The sequence below is a fragment of the Enterobacter sp. AN-K1 genome (genome assembly GCF_020971765.1).
Taxonomy (GTDB): Bacteria; Pseudomonadota; Gammaproteobacteria; order Enterobacterales; family Enterobacteriaceae; genus Enterobacter; species Enterobacter hormaechei_C.
The window spans coordinates 2,921,744-2,941,297 of record NZ_CP087390.1 but is presented as its reverse complement, the minus strand read 5'-3'; the positions used below and the strand labels follow the sequence as shown (position 1 = coordinate 2,941,297).

The window sequence follows — 19,554 nt, the reverse complement described above, 5'->3', positions numbered from 1 at the left end:
TGTGGCTGAACAATCAGTTAGAATGTTAACAGAAGTCCATTATCCTTATGTTTTGTAATGATAATGACCATATGAATACTCTTTTCTGATTGGATTCGTACCGTTTATCAATCAATGTCCGCAACTAGTTGGTTTATTGAAAAATTGTGACAAAGGCTAGCATTCAGCTACGATGATTTCATCAAACTGTTAACGTGCTACAATTGAACTTGATATATGTCAACGAAGCGTAGTTTTATTGGGTGTCCGGTGTCACTTAGCCTGTTATGTTGCTGTTAAAATGGTTAGGATGACAGCCGTTTTTGACACTGTCGGGTCCAAAGGGAAAGTACCCACGACCAAGCTAATGATGTTGTTGACGTTGATGGAAAGTGCATCAAGAACGCAATTACGTACTTTAGTCACGTTAAGCCGATCATGTTAATTTGCGACATGCATCAGGCAGGTCAGGGACTTTTGTACTTCCTGTTTCGATTTAGTTGGCAATTTAGGTAGCAAACATGCAGACCCCGCACATTCTTATCGTTGAAGACGAGTTGGTAACACGCAACACGTTAAAGAGCATTTTCGAAGCAGAAGGCTACGATGTCTTTGAAGCGACCGATGGCGCAGAGATGCATCAGATCCTTTCTGAAAATGATATCAACCTGGTGATTATGGATATCAACCTGCCGGGCAAAAACGGGCTTCTTCTGGCGCGCGAACTGCGTGAACAGGCGAACGTCGCGTTGATGTTCCTGACGGGCCGTGACAACGAGGTTGATAAAATTCTTGGTCTGGAAATCGGCGCGGATGACTACATCACCAAGCCGTTCAACCCTCGCGAGTTAACCATTCGTGCACGCAACCTGCTGTCCCGCACCATGAATCTGGGTACGGTAAGTGAAGAGCGTCGTAGCGTCGACAGCTACAAATTCAACGGCTGGGAACTTGATATCAATAGCCGTTCGCTGATTAGCCCGAACGGTGAGCAGTACAAACTGCCGCGCAGTGAATTCCGCGCGATGCTGCACTTCTGCGAGAACCCGGGCAAGATCCAGTCCCGTGCAGAACTGCTGAAGAAAATGACCGGTCGTGAGTTGAAGCCACACGATCGTACCGTTGACGTAACCATCCGTCGTATTCGTAAGCACTTCGAATCTACGCCGGATACGCCGGAAATCATCGCCACGATCCATGGTGAAGGCTATCGTTTCTGCGGTGACCTCCAGGAGTAATTCTCCCGTCACGCAGTAAAAAACGGCGCATTTGCGCCGTTTTTTTTATCAATGCCACGGCATAATCGGTACCGCGCTTATCGCGTTTTTCGGTGAGCCGTCCACGACTTTGTCGGAATAAGCCAGATAAGCCAGGGTGTTACGCTTCGCGTCATAAAAACGGACCACCTGTAGCTTTTTGAACACCAGCGAGGTCCGTTTCTGGAATACGACGTCGCCCTGCGCTTTGCCGTTTTTGATTTTGTCACTCAATTCCACCGGGCCAACCTGCTGGCAGGAGATGGCCGCGTCAGACGTGTCTTCAGCCAGCCCCAGGCCGCCTTTAATCCCGCCGGTCTTTGCCCGGCTGACATAGCAGGTGACGTTTTTAACGTCCGGATCGTCAAAGGCTTCCACCACAATTTTGTGGTCCGGCCCAAACATTTTAAACACAGTATCCACGGAGCCAATTTGCTCCGCCTGTGCCACGCGCCCTGCCATCAGCGCCAGTGCTGTAAAGACTAAAACCTTGTATTTCATATTGTTACCATTCATAAAAATTACGCTGAGCGATTATTCAACAGGTTAGATAAAAATGTAGCAAGATCACAGGATTAGAATATATCCGCACATAAATCACTACAAAAAGCATTTATGCGCAAAAAAAACACTGAATGCTAAAACGTCAAAAAATGCTATTATCCGCTAACCTGTAAACAGGCACCTGCGGCAGTTTTAAGGATGAGGATAGTATATGGATCAGGCTGGAATTATTCGCGACCTGCTCACCTGGCTGGAAGGTCATCTCGACCAGCCTTTGTCACTGGATAATGTGGCGGCAAAAGCAGGCTATTCCAAGTGGCATCTGCAAAGGATGTTCAAGGATGTCACCGGTCATGCTATCGGTGCCTATATTCGCGCACGTCGTTTATCAAAGTCTGCTGTCGCGTTGCGCCTGACCGCGCGACCAATCCTGGATATTGCCCTGCAATATCGCTTCGATTCACAGCAAACCTTCACCCGCGCCTTTAAAAAACAGTTCTCGTTAACGCCAGCACTTTATCGCCGCTCGCCGGACTGGAGCTCCTTTGGTATGCGTCCGCCGCTGCGTCTGGGCGAGTTTGCGATGCCAAAATATGAAATCATCACCCTGCCGGAAACGCACCTGGTCGGCACCACGCAGAGCTACTCCTGTTCCCTGGAGCAGATCTCTGAGTTCCGCCATCAGATGCGCGTTCAGTTCTGGCGCGAATTTTTAAGCCATGCTCCGGCGCTCCCGCCGATTCTGTATGGCCTGAACGAAACGCATCCCAGCCAGGAAAAAGACGACGAGCAGGAGGTGTTCTATACCACGGCGCTGACGCCTGACATGGCGAACGGTTACATTCATGGCTCGAAGCCTGTCGTGCTGGAAGGCGGCGAGTATGTGATGTTCTCATACGAAGGTTTAGGAACGGGCGTTCAGGAGTTCATCCTGACCGTTTACGGGACCTGCATGCCGATGCTGAATCTGAATCGCCGTAAAGGTCAGGACATTGAGCGCTACTATCCGGCGCAAGATGCTAAACCGGAAGAAGGCCCTATCAATCTGCGTATGGAATTCCTGATTCCGGTACGTCGTTAACGCTGCAATTCGTCCAGAGCAGGGGCATCAAGATGCGAAATGTCCCCTGCCATCTCAACTACCCACCCCGATGCCAGCCAGGCACTTTCCTGATAGTCGATACGGGAAATGGAACAGTTGCGCAGACGCAAACGGCGTTCGGCGTAAGCCGGCAGTCCCAGAATGGTGCTCACCAGGCAACCCAGCGCGATACCGTGGCTTACCAGCAGCGGTCGGCTACCTGCCGGGAGTTTCAGGCACTCGGCCAGCGCGGCATGCATGCGCACGCTCAGCTCCTGCATGGATTCCCCTTCAGGGATGCGACCATCTTCAGTGCCGTTCACCAGCGTGCGGCGCCAGCCTTCTTCGGTTTCCGTCAGCGTATCGATAGGACGTTTTTCCAGCACGCCCATATCCAGCTCGCGCAGACGCGGTTCGAGGGTCACGTCGCAGCCACAGGCATCGGCGATGATGCGTGCCGTCTGCTGCGTGCGGCCTAAATCACTGGAGATGACGTGAGTGATACCCAGCGTTCTGGCGCGCTCCGCCACCTGCCACGCTTGCTGCACACCTTTGTCGGTGAGAGGACTGTCTGACTGGCCTTGAATACGTCGCTCGGCGTTCCACTGCGTTTCACCGTGGCGAACAAGGTATACCTGTAACATGCTTTTTTTCCGTTATACTGCGATGAATTTTTTAAATCGAGCTTAATTATGCACCATGTTGTCTCTGCTACCACCAATCCTGCCAAAATTCAGGCAATTCTAAGGGCATTTGAAGAGATCTTCGGCGAAGGATCCTGCCATATTGACGCCGTCGGCGTCGAGAGCGGTGTGCCGGAACAGCCGTTTGGCAGCGAGGAAACACGCGCTGGCGCACGAAATCGCGTGGCGAATGCAAAAGCCGCCGCGCCAGACGCTGACTTCTGGGTCGCGATTGAAGCAGGCATCGACGAAGGGGCGACCTTCAGCTGGGTTGTCATCGAAAGCCGTGAGCAGCGCGGCGAAGCGCGTTCTGCCACGCTGCCGCTGCCGGAAGTCATACTGGAGAAAGTCCGCGCGGGTGAGGCGCTGGGGCCGGTAATGTCGCACTACACCGGCATTGATGAAATTGGTCGTAAAGAGGGGGCGATTGGCGTCTTTACGGGTGGCAAGCTTACGCGTTCAGGCGTTTACCACCAGGCCGTTATTCTGGCGTTAAGTCCGTTCCATAACGCGATTTATCGTTAAGTTTACAGGCCGGATAAGGCGAAGCCGTCATCCGGCGCTTTTCAGCAATACCGCTTCCAGCCACTGACGCAGTTCAACCGGCGCCGACTTCAGGCTGTTTGAACCACGGGTGATGGTCGCAATACCCGCGCCCAGCTCGTTTTTCAGCTCGCGCTGGCTCATTTCGCCGCGCAGCAGTTCCTCAATAATGCGTACCCGCGTGCCCAGCGCTTCGCGTTCATCGGGCGTCAGCATCAGCTGTAGCAACGGTAAATGCAGATCTTTGTCGTAAGACTGGCGGAGCAACTCCACAAAACGAAGCCACTCCTGATGACGCTGTTCGGCCATGGCCGAGGAATACGGGGAATGCTGGGTCATGTTATGCTGCCTCTTGTACTCATTAGCGAGTACAGCATAACACAACCCGCGCCGATCAGTAACGTCTCTGCCACTCGGCATCGCTCATCAGGGTATCTTTCTGCCCCATGAAGTAGCGATAGTAGGCGTCATAAGCCAGCACATTCTTCACATAGCCGCGCGTTTCCGAGAACGGAATGCTCTCGACAAACGCCACGGCGTCGATGCGCCCTGCGCTGTTGCCAAGCCATGTCCGCACGCGGCCAGGCCCGGCGTTGTACGCCGCTGACGCGAAGATACGGTTATTACCGAACTGCTGATAGACGTACTGCAAGTAGCTGGTACCGATGTTGATGTTAGTCTCCGGATCCAGCAGCTGGGACGGGCTGCTGTAGCCTGGAATATTAAACATCTTCACCGTGTGCGTCGCGGTACCCGGCATAATCTGCATCAGGCCGCTGGCACCCACCGGAGAACGCACTTTCGGGTTCCAGGCGCTCTCCTGACGGGCAATGGCCATCGCGTAGCTTTGCGGAATATCTTTGCCGCTGGTGTAGCGATCGAACAGATCCTTATAAGCCAGCGGGAAACGCTCTTCGAGATGATCCCACAGTTTGCCGGCGATCGTCGCCTGCACGCTCAGATCCCACCAGCGATTATCAAATGCATAGCGGGCAAGCTGCGCTTTCTCATCGGTGGTACGGCTGGTGACCAGATTCGCCCATTCGCTGCGCGCGGTATTATCCAGATTCCAGTACATCAGCTCGCGCACGCGCGCCATTTCCGGCCCCTGCGTCAGCGCCGGGTTCGCGTTGGCTGGCGCTTTGTCGATCTTCAGGGTGTACTCCTCGCCCAGACGCTGCGCCGCCGCCATCGGGTAGAATCCGCGCTGCTGCATCAGGGAGTGGAGGATCTCTTTGGCTTCATCGTCACGACCACGTTCGAGCAGCATGTCCGCCTGCCAGTAACGCCATTCATCTTTCTCTTTGGCATCCATCGGCAGACGCGCCAGCCAGGTATTGAGGCCACGACGATCGCCCGTTCCCAGCGCCATGCGCACGCGACGCTCCACCAGCGAGACAGAGTTTGAACGCATCACCGCATCATCACGCCAGCGCGCCTGTTCGTCGGTGACATCTGTCCCCATCAGTCGCCATGCCACGATATCGCGCAGCTCCTGAGTTTGATCGTCATTAAGCTGCTGGGCCTGCACCAGCTGCGGGATCATCAGCCGGGCGTTTTCCACATCATCACGCGCCACGCTGGCAAAGGCCACCGCCGCCATCTGGCGGGTAAAATCGGTCGCGCCGGTAGTACGCGCAAACGTCAGCACGGTATTGGGATCGTTTGCAAGACCGATAACGGCAGACGCAATAGTCTGATAATCTGCGGGCATCTGGCCCGCCAGCACGGTGACCAGCCGGGTGTTTCCGGCCTTCATCGCCAGGCGAATACGTTCCAGGTAAGAGAGCGGATCCTGCTTGCCCGAGGCGCGCCAGGCGCTGAACAGCGGGTCACAGGCGTTTGGCTGGCTTTTGCCCGTCAGCCACAGCTCTTTCGCGCCGGTCCAGGCTTCCTCCTGCTGACCGGTCGCCCATTTCGCATAATAGTAATTACACTGCGCTTCCGTCGCGCCCGGTTTATCCGGGCTGAAAGCCAGCAGGCCGCGCCAGTCTTCGCGGCGGGCCAGCTCGTTCACAAACCGGGACTTCAGGGTGCGCGCAGGCGGCAGGGTCGGGTTCGCCTGAATGAAGTTATTCACGGTGACGGTCGGTTGATTCATGAGATCGTCCGTGATCTGGCGATACTCAAGATACGGATACAGCGGATAATCCTTCAGCGTCGGCATCAGCGCCTGCACGGTATCCATCTGCTTGTTGTCCCATGCCTGTTTAATCTGGGCATAGCGGTTACGTTGTTCATCCAGTGAATCGGCATGCACCGCCTGGCTTACCGCCATTACGCATACGCTGGCAGCCAGCAGACGCCAGACCACCCGTTTGGCTTTTTCCACAAGCTCTTCCTCATTGTTTTTCGTCAGTTGCAGCGTCTTGCCACGTCAAAGTTACATCAACTTATGCTAACCAGGCATCCCACAACGCGCCACGTCATGGACACTTTTTTACCTTTCTTGCGCGTTTTAACACTCCCGACGTTCCTGGCTGGGATTAGGGCGTGAAAAAGGCTACACTTCGAGGCTGAAATTCATTCTCATCACGATAAAAGAGGCGAAGTCCAACGTGGCTCAATTCGTTTATACCATGCATCGTGTCGGCAAAGTTGTCCCGCCGAAACGTCATATTCTTAAAAATATCTCGCTGAGCTTCTTCCCGGGCGCAAAAATCGGTGTTCTGGGTCTCAACGGTGCCGGTAAGTCCACCCTGCTGCGCATCATGGCCGGCATCGATACAGACATCGAAGGTGAAGCCCGTCCGCAGCCTGGCATTAAGATCGGCTACCTGCCGCAGGAACCCCAGCTGAACCCGGAACACACCGTGCGTGAATCCGTTGAAGAAGCGGTATCCGAGGTGGTTAACGCCCTGAAAGGTCTGGATGAAGTGTATGCCAAATACGCCGAGCCGGATGCGGACTTCGACAAACTGGCCGCTCAGCAGGGCAAATATGAAGAGATTATCCAGGCGCACGACGGTCACAACCTGAACGTGCAGCTGGAGCGCGCGGCTGATGCCCTGCGTCTGCCAGACTGGGATGCGAAAATCGCTAACCTGTCCGGTGGTGAACGCCGCCGCGTGGCGCTGTGCCGCCTGCTGCTGGAAAAACCAGACATGCTGCTGCTCGACGAACCTACCAACCACCTGGATGCGGAATCCGTGGCGTGGCTGGAGCGCTTCCTGCACGACTTCGAAGGCACCGTGGTGGCGATTACCCACGACCGTTACTTCCTCGACAACGTTGCGGGCTGGATCCTGGAGCTGGACCGCGGCGAAGGTATTCCGTGGGAAGGCAACTACTCCTCCTGGCTGGAGCAGAAAGATCAGCGTCTGGCGCAGGAAGCATCTCAGGAAGCGGCGCGTCGTAAGTCTATCGAGAAAGAGCTGGAGTGGGTGCGTCAGGGCGCGAAAGGCCGTCAGTCCAAGGGCAAAGCACGTCTGGCACGCTTCGAAGAGCTGAACAACACTGAATACCAGAAACGTAACGAAACCAACGAACTGTTTATTCCACCTGGCGCACGTCTGGGGGATAAAGTGGTTGAAGTGACCAACCTGCGTAAGTCCTACGGCGACCGTCTGCTGATCGACGACCTGACCTTCTCCGTGCCGAAAGGCGCTATCGTTGGCATCATCGGTCCGAACGGCGCAGGTAAATCGACCCTGTTCCGCATGATGTCCGGTCAGGAACAGCCTGACAGCGGCTCTATCACCCTGGGTGAAACCGTGAAGCTGGCTTCCGTGGACCAGTTCCGCGACGCAATGGATAACAGCAAAACCGTGTGGGAAGAGGTTTCCGGCGGTCTGGATATCATGCGTATCGGCAACACCGAGATGCCAAGCCGCGCTTACGTTGGCCGCTTTAACTTTAAGGGCACTGACCAGGGCAAACGCGTGGGCGAGCTGTCCGGCGGTGAGCGCGGTCGTCTGCACCTGGCAAAACTGCTCCAGGTTGGCGGCAACGTTCTGCTGCTTGATGAACCTACCAACGACCTGGACATCGAAACCCTGCGCGCGCTGGAAAACGCCCTGCTGGAGTTCCCGGGCTGCGCGATGGTTATCTCGCACGACCGCTGGTTCCTGGACCGTATCGCGACCCACATCCTGGACTACCAGGACGAAGGTAAAGTGGAGTTCTTCGAAGGTAACTTCACCGAATACGAAGAGTACAAGAAACGCACGCTGGGCGCAGACGCGCTGGAGCCGAAGCGTATTAAGTACAAGCGTATTGCGAAATAAAAGCAAAACGGCAACTTCGGTTGCCGTTTTTTATGTTTGTACCCTCTCCCCGTGGGAGAGGACCAGGGTGAGGGCATCAGGCCGCACAGTGTGTAGGCCGGGTAAGGCGAAGCCGCCACCCGGCTTTTTTATTTGCCCACGTAATACCGCTTCACCTCATCAAACTGCATCGCAAAGTCGATATAGCTCATCAGCGCAGGCGAATTGAGCTTACGGCTCGGGTAGGCCAGCCAGAGATCGTTTCCCTCAACGCTCCACGCCGGCAGCACCTTCACCAGCGCGCCCTTTTCGATCTTATCTTCCAGCAAGAATGCGGGTAACAGCGTGATCCCCGCCCCGGCAATGGCGCATTCCCGGGCGTACACCAGGTTATCGGTCATATGGGCGTTATCCGGCAGATACCGATAATCCTCACTCTCGCTTCGCAGAAGCCACTCCGACCATGCCCGGTGCGTAATGCAGCGGTGCTCCACCAGCTGTCGGGGATGGATTAACGGCGCCCGACGCGCCAGGTAGTGGGGCGAGGCCAGCATGTAGCGCGGACAGTGCCCAATCATGCGGCCAATCAGGGAAGAATCCTGCGGTTTGCCGGTGCGCAGCGCCACGTCAAAGCCAGACTCGACCAGATCCACCACGTCGTCTGAGATCGACACATCCAGCGACACGTCCGGATAGCGAAGCTGGAACTCGGCATTCATATGCGCCAGCAGCGTCGCGCCAATTCCCGCCGGACAGGTGATCCGCAGCCGCCCGCTGGGGTTTTCGCGCAGCCGCTGAATGGCATACTCCGCGCGCTCGCTGGCCGCCAGCATCTCGCGACAGTGCACCAGATAGTGCTCGCCTGCAAACGTCAGGCTGATCCTGCGCGTGGTGCGATTCAACAGACGGATCCCCACCTGCTGCTCCAGCTGGCTAATCCGCTGGCTGACGCTGGATTTCGGCAGTTCCGCCTTCTGCGCCGCCGCGGTAAAGCTGCCCATCTCGGCCACCAGCGCAAACAGCGCCATATCCTGAAGCTGTTTAAACATGATTGTTCACCCTGTACGAACGCTGAGTTCTGGATTGTCCATCTTATCATGCAGCTGACCACTTAATAGACTAGCCTCAACAAAACGCATGCCATTGAGGAGCACACCATGTCAGTGAAAGCCATTGCCGTTAACCCAGAAAATCCTTCCACCTTCATTGAAATCACTCCGCCGATGCCGCAGCCCGGTGAACACGATCTGCTGGTGGAGGTAAAAGCCGTCTCCGTAAACCCGGTGGACACCAAAGTACATGCAGGCATTGCTAAAAGCGGACTGAAGGAGCCGCGCATTCTCGGGTGGGATGCCAGCGGGATCGTAAAAGCCGTTGGGGCTGGCGTCACCGGATTCAAACCGGGTGATGAAGTGTGGTACGCGGGGGACATCACCCGTCCGGGCAGTAATACCACGCACCAGCTGATCGATGCGCGCATTGTCGGGCACAAGCCTGCAATCCTTGACTGGGCCGCCTCGGCAGCACTGCCGCTGACGGCGCTCACCGCGTGGGAAGGCCTGTTTGAACGGCTGAAGATTCAGGATGCCGACGCAGATAAAACGCTGCTGATAATTGGCGGCGCGGGTGGAGTCGGATCGCTGGCGATCCCGTTTGCGAAGCACAACAGCAAGGTGAAGATCGTCGCAACTGCCTCACGAGAAGATTCCGCCCGGTGGTGTCGCGATCGCGGTGCAGACATTGTTGTAAATTACCGCGACCTGAAGGGTGAACTGGCGAAACAGGGGCTCACCTTTGTGGATTACATTTTTATCCTCAACGATACCGACGGGCACTGGGATGCGGTCAGCGATCTGATTGCCCCTCAGGGACACATTTGTTCCATCGTTGAAAACGCGCATCCGCTGAACCAGGACAAGCTGAAGTCCAAATCTGCCGCCCTGCACTGGGAATTTATGTACACCCGTAGCATGTACCAGACCACGGATATGGCGCGTCAGGGTGAGATTTTAGATGAGGTGGCGAAGCTGGTGGATAACGGCGTGGTGGAAAGCTCGCTCAGCGAAACGCTGCACGGGCTAAGCGTGGAAAGCATTACCGAAGCGCACCGCAGGGTGCTGGAGGGGCATATGCGTGGGAAGGTGGTGGTTGAGTATTGAGTGGACTGATTCCCTCACCCCGGCCCTCTCCCAAAGGGAGAGGGAGATTAAAGTCCCCTCTCCTGGTGGGAGAGGGGAAGTTATTAACCCTGCTCCCCCATCATCTCCTTCACCAGCTCGACGCAGCGCAGGAAGCGGGAGTCGTAGTCCGACTCTTCCACATGTACAAACTCAACGTTGTTCTCGTTAAGCATCTCTACCAGCATGGTCTGGAACTCCCTCCTGTCCACCGAGCTGCCCAGGCTGCGCATGCCGTCGGCCACCCACGGGGTGTTGTTTTCCAGCAGGATCACCAGGTCAAAGCGGTATTCGTCAATCAGCGCCTGCACAAACGGGTGCTCGCGCCCTTCGTACTTTTTGCAGAACGCCTGCGTGGTGACGAAATCGGTATCAATAAAGGCAACTTTATTGGCGTATTTCACCGCGAAATCAATGTACTGGGCATGACCGAGCGCGATTTTATCGTAGTCGGAATACTGCAACGCCATCTCGTCGCCGCCAAGGTGTGAGAAGACGTAATCGCGGCCATACTCCCACGCACTGGTGGTATTGAAGATGTTCGCCAGCTTATTTACCAGCGTCGATTTCCCGCTCGACTCGCCGCCGAGGATCGCCACCGTACGCACGAAGAACGGCTTCACCTCGGTCGGGATGTAGTCCCAGTAACGGAACGGGTTCTCGCGGATCTGCGCCCCGCTGATGTTCATGAAGGTGCGTTTAGGATCGATCAGCACCGTCTCGATGCCCAGATGCTCGCGGAACTGCGGCGCGTCGGACTCTTCAGAGGTGTAGATCCAGTTAGGCGCAATGCCCTTCTCTTCCATAAACGCTTTGATGCCGTTGCTCCACACGTCCCAGCCGTGCGGATACGGCTCCATGCCCTCTTCGTTAAAGGCATGAATACGAATATTTTTCTGATATTTAAAGGTCTGAAGCAGCCAGCGCAGGCGGTCCGGCACGGTGGGCTGCTGCGACATGGCGCTGTCTTCAAACAGCTGGCGATCGCGGGTTTCATCATAACCCATGATGATATGCAGTTCGTCGACCTGGCTACAGGCGCGCTGGATCAGATAGATATGCCCGGTATGCAGCGGGTAGAACTTACCGAACACCACGCCAATGTTCTTTTGCATCCGCGGAAATTCAAGCCCCAGAAAACGGTGCAGCGCTTCCAGCTTCTGCGCGCTGGGGCTTTTGATTTTGGCGTTCAGCAGTTGGCTCAGGTAGCCCTTGGTCATGCCGCTGGCGTCCGCCACCTGCTGCAACGTGCAGCCCTTCTGGCGGATAGCGGTCTTGATGTAGTCAAATGATGACATAAATTACGGTGCCTCCTGCAAAATCGAATACGTAATTATAAGTCGTCAAAGACATTTAACGCATCTGCAAGTTTTTTAACGCCAAAAACCTGCATCCCTTCCGGAATTTTTTTCGGCACGTTGGCGGCCGGAACAATCGCGCGGCGGAAGCCATGTTTTGCCGCTTCGGAGATACGCTCCTGACCGCTCGGCACCGGGCGGATCTCGCCGGCCAACCCTACCTCACCAAATACCACCAGATCCTGCGGCAACGGTCTGTCGCGCAGGCTGGAGACCATTGCCAGCAGCAGCGCCAGGTCCGCGCTGGTTTCCGTAACCTTCACCCCACCAACCACGTTGACGAACACATCCTGATCCGCCATTTGCAGACCGCCGTGACGGTGCAGCACCGCCAGCAGGATCGCCAGGCGGTTCTGTTCCAGACCGACCGCCACGCGCCGCGGGTTGCCCATCATCGATTGATCCACCAGCGCCTGAATTTCAACCAGCAGCGGACGCGTCCCCTCCCACAGCACCATCACCGAACTACCGGACGTGATCTCGTCGCCACGGCTCAGGAAGATGGCCGACGGGTTGCTGACTTCGCGAAGCCCCTGCTCGGTCATGGCAAACACGCCCAGCTCATTCACCGCGCCAAAGCGGTTTTTATGGCTGCGCAGGGTACGAAAACGGGAATCCGCATCGCCATCGAGCATCACCGAGCAGTCGATACAGTGTTCAAGCACTTTCGGTCCCGCCAGCGAGCCGTCTTTGGTCACATGACCAACCATTACAATCGCCACGCCGCGCGTTTTGGCAAAGCGCGTCAGGTAGGCCGCGGTTTCACGCACCTGCGCCACGCTTCCCGGTGACGACTGAATGTCAGCCATATGCATCACCTGAATGGAGTCAATCACCATCAGCTTCGGCTGCTCTTCTTCGGCGATCATGCAGATCTGCTCGATGCTGGTTTCCGAAAGCATATTCAGATTGCCGGTCGGCAGGCCGAGGCGGTGCGCGCGCATCGCCACCTGCTGAAGTGATTCTTCCCCCGTGACGTACAGGGTTTTCATCTGTTCGGCTAGCTTGCAGAGCGTTTGCAGCAGCAGGGTCGATTTACCCGCGCCCGGGTTACCGCCGATCAGAATGGCGCTGCCCGGCACTACGCCACCGCCGAGCACGCGGTCAAATTCTTTGAATCCGGTGGAAAAGCGCGGCAGCGCTTCCAGGCTGATATCCGAAAGTTTTTGTACCTTCGACACGCCTGCATTGCCCGCATAGCCGCTCAGCCGTTCATTGCGGGCCACGCTCGGCGAAGCCGCCACACCACGCACTTCGGTGATGGTGTTCCAGGCATGACAGGCGCTGCATTGCCCCTGCCAGCGCGGATAATCCGCACCACATTCATTACAGACAAATGCGCGTTTTGGAGCTTTCGCCACGGTTTACCTCGTTATTTCTGTGCGGTCTGCGCGCCGGGTGGCGCTGACGCTTACCCGGCCTACAAAAGCAGGCCGCTATTTTTGATTAATGCTGCCGGAGAGAATGCAGAACACCCCCATCAGATCAGCATGACGGATAGTGACTTCCGTCTTTTCATTCACTTTCGGCTTGGCATGGTAGGCAATACCCAGCCCGGCAACTTTGATCATCGGCAGATCGTTCGCGCCATCGCCGATGGCGACGGTCTGCTCGACCGGAATGGCATATTTCTCCGCCAGACGCGTCAGCGTATTGGCTTTGTACTGCGCATCCACGATGTCGCCGATGACCTGTCCGGTGAGTTTGCCGTCCATGATCTCCAGCTCGTTTGCCACCACGGTGGTCAGACGCAGCTTGTCACGCAGGTAGTCGGCAAAGAAGGTGAACCCGCCGGAGGCAATCGCCACTTTCCAGCCGAGCGTCTCCAGCTTGAGCACCAGCTGCGTCAGCCCAGGCATCAGGGGCAGTTCATCGCGCACCTGACGCAAAATGTTAGCATCGGCCCCCTTCAGGGTCGCCACGCGCTGCCTCAGGCTGGCGGTGAAATCCAGCTCGCCGCGCATCGCGCGCTCGGTGACTTCCGCCACCAGCTCGCCGCTGCCCGCCAGTTTAGCAATCTCGTCAATACATTCGATCTGAATGGCGGTGGAGTCCATGTCCATTACCAGCAGGCCGGGCGTTTTCAGGTGCGGAATTTTGCCGAGGGGGGCAACGTCCAGCCCGGCGTCGTGCGCCAGACGCGTGGCGCGCTGCGTCAGGGAACCCGCCAGGCGAATAACCTGATAATCTTCCACGCACCAGGCCGCAACGATGACCATCGCTGCGCCCAGTTTGGTTTGATACTGGGTGAGGCGTTGCTTATCCAGGCCGCGTCCGTACAGCAGCCAGCCGCTACGGCCAGCGTGGTAATCGAGAGGCATCACCTCATCGCCACTTAAAGAGAGCGGCAATCCTGGCCATAAAGAGACATCCGTTGGCAGGTCGCACCAGGTAATGTTCGGCATTGAAGCTCCTGTAATTTCGTTCGCGCCGGAAGGTTCCAGAGGGAAAATAACGCATGAGGCTACCCTGTAACCATCACTTCTGGCAACATTAAGCCGTAAATTTTAAGCAGGTGGAATATGGCTCGCGCAAAACTGAAATTCCGGCTTCATCGCGCCGTGATTGTCCTGATCTGTCTCGCACTATTAGTGGCGCTGATGCAGGGGGCATCCTGGTTTAGCCAGAATCACCAACGACAGCGTAACCCGCAGTTTGAGGAACTGGCCCGGACGCTGGCGCGCCAGGTGACGCTCAACGTTGCGCCGTCTATGCGCACCGAAACGCCGGATGATAAGCGAATAGCCCAGGTATTGCGCCAGCTTACGGAAAACAGCCGCATTCTGGATGCGGGCGTGTACGATGAACAGGGCGACCTGATTGCCCGCGCGGGTGAGCATGTCGACGTGCGCGACAGGCTGGCGCTGGATGGCAAAAAAGCCGGGGGTTATTTCAACCAACAAATCGTCGAACCCATTCAGGGCAAGAATGGTCCGCTCGGCTATTTACGTCTGACACTCGACACCCACACCCTGCCAACCGAAGCCAAACAGGTGGATAACACCACCAATATTTTGCGCCTGATGCTGCTGCTCTCGCTGGCGATTGGCGTGGTACTGGCGCGCACGCTGCTCCAGGGCAAACGCACCCGCTGGCAGCAGTCGCCGTTCCTGTTAACCGCCAGCAAGTCGGTTCCCGAAGAGGAAGAGAGCGAGAAGAAAGAATAATGATAAAGTAGGCGGATGATTCGGAAAAGGAAATCTGCCATGTCGACGTTACGCCTGCTAATCTCTGACTCTTACGATCCCTGGTTTAACCTGGCGGTGGAAGAGTGCATCTTCCGCCAGATGCCTGCCACCCAGCGCGTCCTGTTTCTCTGGCGCAACGCCGATACGGTCGTTATTGGTCGCGCGCAAAATCCGTGGAAAGAGTGTAACACCCGCCGTATGGAAGAGGACAACGTCCGCCTGGCGCGCCGCAGCAGCGGCGGCGGTGCGGTGTTTCACGATCTGGGCAACACCTGCTTTACCTTTATGGCGGGCAAGCCGGAATACGACAAAACCATCTCGACCTCCATTGTGCTTAACGCGCTCAATTCACTCGGCGTGACGGCTGAAGCCTCGGGACGTAACGATCTGGTCGTGAAAACGCCTGAAGGCGACCGGAAAGTGTCAGGCTCAGCCTACCGCGAAACGATGGATCGCGGATTCCACCACGGCACATTATTGCTGAATGCCGATCTGAGCCGTCTGGCAAACTATCTGAATCCGGACAAGAAAAAGCTCCAGGCCAAAGGCATTACCTCCGTGCGCGGTCGCGTGGCGAATCTGGTGGAGCTCCTGCCGGGGATTACCCATGAACGCATTTGCGATGCGATCCGCGAGGCCTTTTTCAGGCATTACGGTGAACGCGTAGAAGCCGAGGTGATTTCTCCGGATAAAACCCCGGATCTGCCAAACTTCGCGGAAACCTTCGCCCGCCAGAGCAGCTGGGAGTGGAATTTCGGTCAGGCACCGGCGTTTTCACACCTGCTGGATGAGCGATTTACCTGGGGCGGCGTTGAGCTGCACTTTGACGTCGAGAAAGGCCATATCTCTCGTACCCAGGTATTTACGGATAGTCTTAATCCGGCACCGTTAGAAGCGCTGGCTGCACGTTTGCAGGGCTGTCTCTATCGGGCAGATATGCTGCAACAGGAGTGTGACGCGTTACGTGTTGATTTTCCGGAACAGGAACAAGAGTTGCGGGAGTTATCGGCGTGGATTGCGCAGGCAGTACGCTAATAAAAAAGCCCGCTGGCGCTCTGCTTAGCGGGCCTGGAAAACCGCAGGCCGGGTCAGGCGAATCCGCCACCCGGCGCAACAGGTATTACTTTTTATCGCCCAGCAGAACGGATTCCAGCGCGATTTTGATCATGTCGTTGAAGGTGGTCTGACGCTCGGCAGCGGTAGTCTGCTCGTGGGTACGGATGTGGTCAGACACGGTGCAGATGGTCAGCGCTTTCGCACCGAATTCAGCCGCCACGCCATAGATACCGGCCGCTTCCATTTCCACGCCCAGAATGCCGTATTTTTCCATCACGTCGAACATGTCACCTTCTGGCGAGTAGAACAGATCGGCAGAGAACAGGTTGCCCACGCGCGCGTCAACGCCCAGCGCTTTTGCCGCGTCAACCGCGTTACGCACCATGTCAAAGTCAGCGATGGCCGCAAAGTCATGATCTTTAAAGCGAATGCGGTTGACTTTAGAGTCGGTGCACGCGCCCATGCCGATCACCACGTCACGCAGCTTAACGTCCATGCGCACTGCGCCGCAGGAGCCGACACGGATGATTTTCTTCACGCCGAAATCGGTGATCAGCTCTTTGGTGTAGATGGAGCAAGATGGGATACCCATGCCGTGACCCATCACGGAGATTTTGCGGCCTTTATAGGTGCCAGTGAAGCCCAGCATGCCGCGCACGTTGTTCACTTCACGCACGTCTTCGAGGAAGGTTTCTGCAATGTGCTTCGCGCGCAGCGGGTCGCCCGGCATCAATACGACGTCAGCGAAATCACCCATTTCTGCATTAATGTGAGGAGTTGCCATCTTCAGTTCCTTTTACATTGTTGTTTTTGCCGGGTGGCGGCTACGCCTTACCCGGCCTACATTCTGTTCTCCCTCTCCCTTTGGGAGAGGGCCGGGGTGAGGGCATCAGGCCGCACCCAATCCGTTTAGAACATAGCCTTGCCATATTCCATGTCAGACGTACCAAAGTATTTCGCAATCGTCTGGCCGATGTCCGCGAAGGTCTCACGGTGACCCAGCGAGCCCGGTTTGACTTTCGGGCCGTACACCAGCACCGGAATGTGCTCACGGGTGTGGTCGGTACCGGTCCAGGTCGGGTCACAGCCATGGTCAGCGGTCAGGATCAGAATGTCATCTTCCCCCACCAGCTCCATCAGCTCTGGCAGACGGCGGTCAAACAGCTCCAGACCCGCAGCATACCCGGCGACGTCGCGACGGTGGCCCCAGGAGGAGTCGAAGTCCACGAAGTTGGTGAAGACAATGGTCTTATCGCCCGCTTCTTTCATCTCTTTGATGGTGGCGTCGAACAGCGCATCCAGACCGGTCGCTTTGACCTTTTTGGTAATGCCGCAGTTGGCGTAAATGTCCGCGATTTTACCCACGGAAACCACGTGGCCGTCTTTCTCGTCGACGAGTTTTTGCAGCACGGTCGGCGCCGGTGGCTCCACGGCCAGATCGTGACGGTTGCCGGTACGCTGGAAGTTACCCGCTTTGTCGCCGATAAACGGACGCGCGATAACGCGGCCAATGTTGTAGCCGCCTTCGGTCAGCTCTTCACGGGCGATCTCGCACAGCTCGTACAGTTTATCCAGGCCAAACGTCTCTTCATGGCAGGCGATCTGGAACACGGAGTCAGCAGAGGTATAGAAAATCGGCTTGCCGGTTTTCATATGCTCTTCGCCGAGCTGATCCAGAATCACGGTACCGGAGGAGTGGCAGTTGCCGAGGTAGCCCGGCAGGTTGGCGCGCTTCACCAGCTTATCGAGCAGCTCCTGCGGGAAGCTGTTCTCGTGATCGGAGAAGTAGCCCCAGTCAAACAGCACCGGCACGCCGGCGATTTCCCAGTGGCCGGACGGAGTATCTTTCCCGGAAGAGAGCTCGTGCGCCCACGCGTAGGCGCCCACCACTTCCGCGTTACCGTCCATACCGGCTGCGATCTTACCGGTAGAGCCTTCATGCGCTTTTACCAGCCCCAGACGGGTCAGGTTTGGCAGGTTCAGAGGGCCTTTACGACCGTTGTCCGCTTCGCCTTTTGCACAGGCTTCCGCGATGTGACCCAGGGTATCGGAACCCACGTCACCAAATCGTTCTGCATCTTCGGTTGCGCCGATGCCGAATGAGTCCAGCACCATAATAAATGCACGTTTCATAATTGTTCTCCGTACTTAGTGCTTCATAAAAATGCGATCAGATCAGTATACCGCTATTCAGTGATACGACGATAGACCGTCGGTGTGGTTTCCGGTGCTTTATCGTCAAGAGATATTGCCGCCTTCACCGCTTTCGCCGCGTCCTGCCAGCTGGCTTCATCTTTCGCGTGGATCACCGCCAGCGGACGTTGGCCGTCAACGCTGTCGCCCAGACGGGCCATATCGGTAAAGCCGACGCTGTAATCAATGGTGTCCGATGCCTGACGACGACCGCCGCCCATAGACACGACAGCCATGCCGAGCGCGCGGGTATCCATAGCCGAGACAAAGCCTTCGCTGTCCGCATAGACCGCTTTGCTGAGCATCGCGGTGGGCAGGTATTTCGCGTAGTTTTCCACGAAGTCGGTCGGGCCTTTCTGCGCCGCCACCATCCGACCAAAGATCTCCGCCGCTTTGCCGTTGTCCAGCACCGCCTGAAGCTTCGCGCGGGCTTCCGCGTCGTCTTTGGCCAGCTTGCCGGAGATTAACATCTCAACGCACAGCGCCATGGTGACATCGAACAGGCGCGGGTTACGGTATTCGCCTGTGAGGAACTGCACGGCCTCACGGACTTCAACCGCGTTACCGGCGCTGGAGGCCAGCACCTGGTTCATGTCCGTCAGCAGTGCAGTGGTGCGCACGCCCGCGCCGTTGGAGACGCCAACGATCGCTTCGGCCAGCGCCTCAGAGAGTTCATAGGTTGGCATAAACGCGCCGCTGCCCACTTTCACATCCATCACCAGTGCATCCAGACCTTCCGCCAGTTTTTTGGCAAGGATAGAGGCGGTGATCAGCGGGATGGAGTCTACGGTCGCGGTAATGTCACGCGTCGCGTAGAAACGCTTGTCAGCCGGAGCAAGAGAGCTGGTCTGGCCGATAATCGCCACGCCAACGTCTTTAATAATGTCGCGGAAGCGGTTGTCATCCGGGAAGATATCGAAGCCCGGAATGGCTTCCAGTTTGTCGAGCGTACCGCCGGTATGACCCAGGCCGCGCCCGGAAATCATCGGGATGTAACCGCCACAGGCCGCCACCATTGGGCCGAGCATCAGAGACGTCACGTCGCCCACGCCGCCGGTGGAGTGTTTGTCCACAATTGGGCCGTTAAGGTTGAGGCTTTTCCAGTCCAGAACGGTTCCTGAATCTCGCATCGCCATGGTCAGCGACACGCGCTCAGGCATCGACATATCGTGGAAGAAAATGGTCATCGCCAGAGCCGCAATCTGCCCTTCAGAGATGGTGTTATCACGAATGCCATTGATAAAAAAGCGGATTTCTTCGTCGCTTAATGCATGACCATCACGTTTTTTACGAATAATTTCTTGTGCGAGAAACACGGTAACCTCCATGCG

Annotated in this window: 19 protein-coding genes; 7 read left to right on the top strand and 12 right to left on the bottom strand. The window is 56.5% G+C overall.

Annotation, left to right across the window (positions count from 1 at the left end):
* Positions 1–264 precede the first annotated feature (264 nt).
* Positions 265–405 (bottom strand): protein YjjY, encoded by a 141-nt coding sequence (yjjY, locus tag LOC22_RS14070; RefSeq protein ID WP_001541509.1) that lies wholly within the window; start codon positions 403–405, stop codon positions 265–267.
* Positions 406–500: 95 nt separating this feature from the next.
* Between yjjY and arcA the strand changes: the two genes are divergently transcribed.
* Positions 501–1,217, top strand: coding sequence for a two-component system response regulator ArcA (gene arcA, locus LOC22_RS14065; RefSeq protein ID WP_003856501.1), 717 nt, complete (start codon positions 501–503; stop codon positions 1,215–1,217).
* A 48-nt stretch (positions 1,218–1,265) separates the two neighbouring features.
* Here the strand turns inward: arcA and creA are convergent, their stop codons facing one another.
* Entirely contained in the window at positions 1,266–1,736 is a 471-nt protein-coding gene (creA, locus tag LOC22_RS14060; protein ID WP_032103047.1) for a protein CreA, read from the bottom strand.
* Between the two features lie 214 nt (positions 1,737–1,950).
* Here creA and robA point away from each other — a divergent pair, with 214 nt between their 5' ends.
* Entirely contained in the window at positions 1,951–2,820 is an 870-nt protein-coding gene (gene robA, locus LOC22_RS14055; protein ID WP_015572620.1) for an MDR efflux pump AcrAB transcriptional activator RobA, read from the top strand.
* Here the strand turns inward: robA and gpmB are convergent.
* A complete protein-coding gene (gpmB, locus tag LOC22_RS14050; RefSeq protein ID WP_006810187.1) occupies positions 2,817–3,464 on the bottom strand; it encodes a 2,3-diphosphoglycerate-dependent phosphoglycerate mutase GpmB in 648 nt (215 codons plus the stop codon). The genes robA and gpmB overlap by 4 nt on opposite strands.
* Before the next feature lie 48 nt (positions 3,465–3,512).
* On the opposite strand from gpmB, the gene yjjX reads away from it, so the two are divergent.
* Positions 3,513–4,028, top strand: a complete 516-nt coding sequence (yjjX, locus tag LOC22_RS14045) for an inosine/xanthosine triphosphatase (protein ID WP_015572619.1) — start codon at positions 3,513–3,515, stop codon at positions 4,026–4,028.
* A 27-nt stretch (positions 4,029–4,055) separates the two neighbouring features.
* Here the strand turns inward: yjjX and trpR are convergent, their stop codons facing one another.
* Both trpR and sltY read right to left on the bottom strand, forming a co-directional pair.
* Positions 4,056–4,385 carry a trp operon repressor gene (trpR, locus tag LOC22_RS14040; protein ID WP_032670591.1) on the bottom strand — a complete coding sequence of 110 codons (330 nt, stop codon included), beginning with the start codon at positions 4,383–4,385 and terminating at the stop codon, positions 4,056–4,058.
* A gap of 55 nt (positions 4,386–4,440) precedes the next feature.
* A complete protein-coding gene (gene sltY / locus LOC22_RS14035; RefSeq protein ID WP_045338414.1) occupies positions 4,441–6,378 on the bottom strand; it encodes a murein transglycosylase in 1,938 nt (645 codons plus the stop codon).
* Between the two features lie 226 nt (positions 6,379–6,604).
* Between sltY and ettA the strand changes: the two genes are divergently transcribed.
* On the top strand, positions 6,605–8,272 hold the full coding sequence (ettA, locus tag LOC22_RS14030; RefSeq protein WP_006810191.1) for an energy-dependent translational throttle protein EttA: 1,668 nt from the start codon (positions 6,605–6,607) through the stop codon (positions 8,270–8,272).
* Positions 8,273–8,400: 128 nt separating this feature from the next.
* Here ettA and LOC22_RS14025 read toward each other — a convergent pair whose 3' ends face one another.
* Positions 8,401–9,300 (bottom strand): LysR family transcriptional regulator, encoded by a 900-nt coding sequence (locus LOC22_RS14025; protein ID WP_015572618.1) that lies wholly within the window; start codon positions 9,298–9,300, stop codon positions 8,401–8,403.
* 108 nt (positions 9,301–9,408) lie between these two features.
* Here LOC22_RS14025 and LOC22_RS14020 point away from each other — a divergent pair, with 108 nt between their 5' ends.
* Positions 9,409–10,410 carry a zinc-binding alcohol dehydrogenase family protein gene (locus LOC22_RS14020; RefSeq protein WP_196064047.1) on the top strand — a complete coding sequence of 334 codons (1,002 nt, stop codon included), beginning with the start codon at positions 9,409–9,411 and terminating at the stop codon, positions 10,408–10,410.
* A gap of 83 nt (positions 10,411–10,493) precedes the next feature.
* On the opposite strand, the gene nadR is transcribed toward LOC22_RS14020, so the two are convergent.
* The 3 genes from nadR to serB all read right to left on the bottom strand — a co-directional run bounded on the left by nadR (position 10,494) and on the right by serB (position 14,191).
* Entirely contained in the window at positions 10,494–11,726 is a 1,233-nt protein-coding gene (gene nadR, locus LOC22_RS14015) for a multifunctional transcriptional regulator/nicotinamide-nucleotide adenylyltransferase/ribosylnicotinamide kinase NadR (RefSeq protein WP_015572616.1), read from the bottom strand.
* A gap of 35 nt (positions 11,727–11,761) precedes the next feature.
* The gene (gene radA, locus LOC22_RS14010; RefSeq protein ID WP_017383829.1) at positions 11,762–13,147 is read right to left on the bottom strand and encodes a DNA repair protein RadA; all 1,386 of its coding nucleotides are present in this window, start codon (positions 13,145–13,147) and stop codon (positions 11,762–11,764) included.
* Between the two features lie 75 nt (positions 13,148–13,222).
* A complete protein-coding gene (serB, locus tag LOC22_RS14005; protein WP_003856524.1) occupies positions 13,223–14,191 on the bottom strand; it encodes a phosphoserine phosphatase in 969 nt (322 codons plus the stop codon).
* 117 nt (positions 14,192–14,308) lie between these two features.
* Here serB and LOC22_RS14000 point away from each other — a divergent pair, with 117 nt between their 5' ends.
* Complete coding sequence (locus LOC22_RS14000) at positions 14,309–14,953, top strand: YtjB family periplasmic protein (protein ID WP_015572615.1); 645 nt, start codon at positions 14,309–14,311, stop codon at positions 14,951–14,953.
* Between the two features lie 39 nt (positions 14,954–14,992).
* The gene (gene lplA, locus LOC22_RS13995) at positions 14,993–16,009 is read left to right on the top strand and encodes a lipoate--protein ligase LplA (protein ID WP_015572614.1); all 1,017 of its coding nucleotides are present in this window, start codon (positions 14,993–14,995) and stop codon (positions 16,007–16,009) included.
* 85 nt (positions 16,010–16,094) lie between these two features.
* Here lplA and deoD read toward each other — a convergent pair whose 3' ends face one another.
* From deoD to deoA, 3 genes are all read right to left on the bottom strand, one after another.
* Complete coding sequence (deoD, locus tag LOC22_RS13990) at positions 16,095–16,814, bottom strand: purine-nucleoside phosphorylase (protein ID WP_047062448.1); 720 nt, start codon at positions 16,812–16,814, stop codon at positions 16,095–16,097.
* A 125-nt stretch (positions 16,815–16,939) separates the two neighbouring features.
* Entirely contained in the window at positions 16,940–18,163 is a 1,224-nt protein-coding gene (gene deoB / locus LOC22_RS13985) for a phosphopentomutase (RefSeq protein WP_003856540.1), read from the bottom strand.
* A 53-nt stretch (positions 18,164–18,216) separates the two neighbouring features.
* Positions 18,217–19,539 carry a thymidine phosphorylase gene (deoA, locus tag LOC22_RS13980; protein WP_017383831.1) on the bottom strand — a complete coding sequence of 441 codons (1,323 nt, stop codon included), beginning with the start codon at positions 19,537–19,539 and terminating at the stop codon, positions 18,217–18,219.
* Positions 19,540–19,554 lie beyond the last annotated feature (15 nt).

Coding starts and splice junctions, on each gene's coding strand:
- arcA (WP_003856501.1), top strand. CDS start 501: ATGCAGACCCCGCACATTCTTATCGTTGAAGACGAGTTGGTAACACGC.
- creA (WP_032103047.1), bottom strand. CDS start 1,736: ATGAAATACAAGGTTTTAGTCTTTACAGCACTGGCGCTGATGGCAGGG.
- robA (WP_015572620.1), top strand. CDS start 1,951: ATGGATCAGGCTGGAATTATTCGCGACCTGCTCACCTGGCTGGAAGGT.
- gpmB (WP_006810187.1), bottom strand. CDS start 3,464: ATGTTACAGGTATACCTTGTTCGCCACGGTGAAACGCAGTGGAACGCC.
- yjjX (WP_015572619.1), top strand. CDS start 3,513: ATGCACCATGTTGTCTCTGCTACCACCAATCCTGCCAAAATTCAGGCA.
- trpR (WP_032670591.1), bottom strand. CDS start 4,385: ATGACCCAGCATTCCCCGTATTCCTCGGCCATGGCCGAACAGCGTCAT.
- LOC22_RS14025 (WP_015572618.1), bottom strand. CDS start 9,300: ATGTTTAAACAGCTTCAGGATATGGCGCTGTTTGCGCTGGTGGCCGAG.
- LOC22_RS14020 (WP_196064047.1), top strand. CDS start 9,409: ATGTCAGTGAAAGCCATTGCCGTTAACCCAGAAAATCCTTCCACCTTC.
- nadR (WP_015572616.1), bottom strand. CDS start 11,726: ATGTCATCATTTGACTACATCAAGACCGCTATCCGCCAGAAGGGCTGC.
- serB (WP_003856524.1), bottom strand. CDS start 14,191: ATGCCGAACATTACCTGGTGCGACCTGCCAACGGATGTCTCTTTATGG.
- LOC22_RS14000 (WP_015572615.1), top strand. CDS start 14,309: ATGGCTCGCGCAAAACTGAAATTCCGGCTTCATCGCGCCGTGATTGTC.
- lplA (WP_015572614.1), top strand. CDS start 14,993: ATGTCGACGTTACGCCTGCTAATCTCTGACTCTTACGATCCCTGGTTT.
- deoD (WP_047062448.1), bottom strand. CDS start 16,814: ATGGCAACTCCTCACATTAATGCAGAAATGGGTGATTTCGCTGACGTC.
- deoB (WP_003856540.1), bottom strand. CDS start 18,163: ATGAAACGTGCATTTATTATGGTGCTGGACTCATTCGGCATCGGCGCA.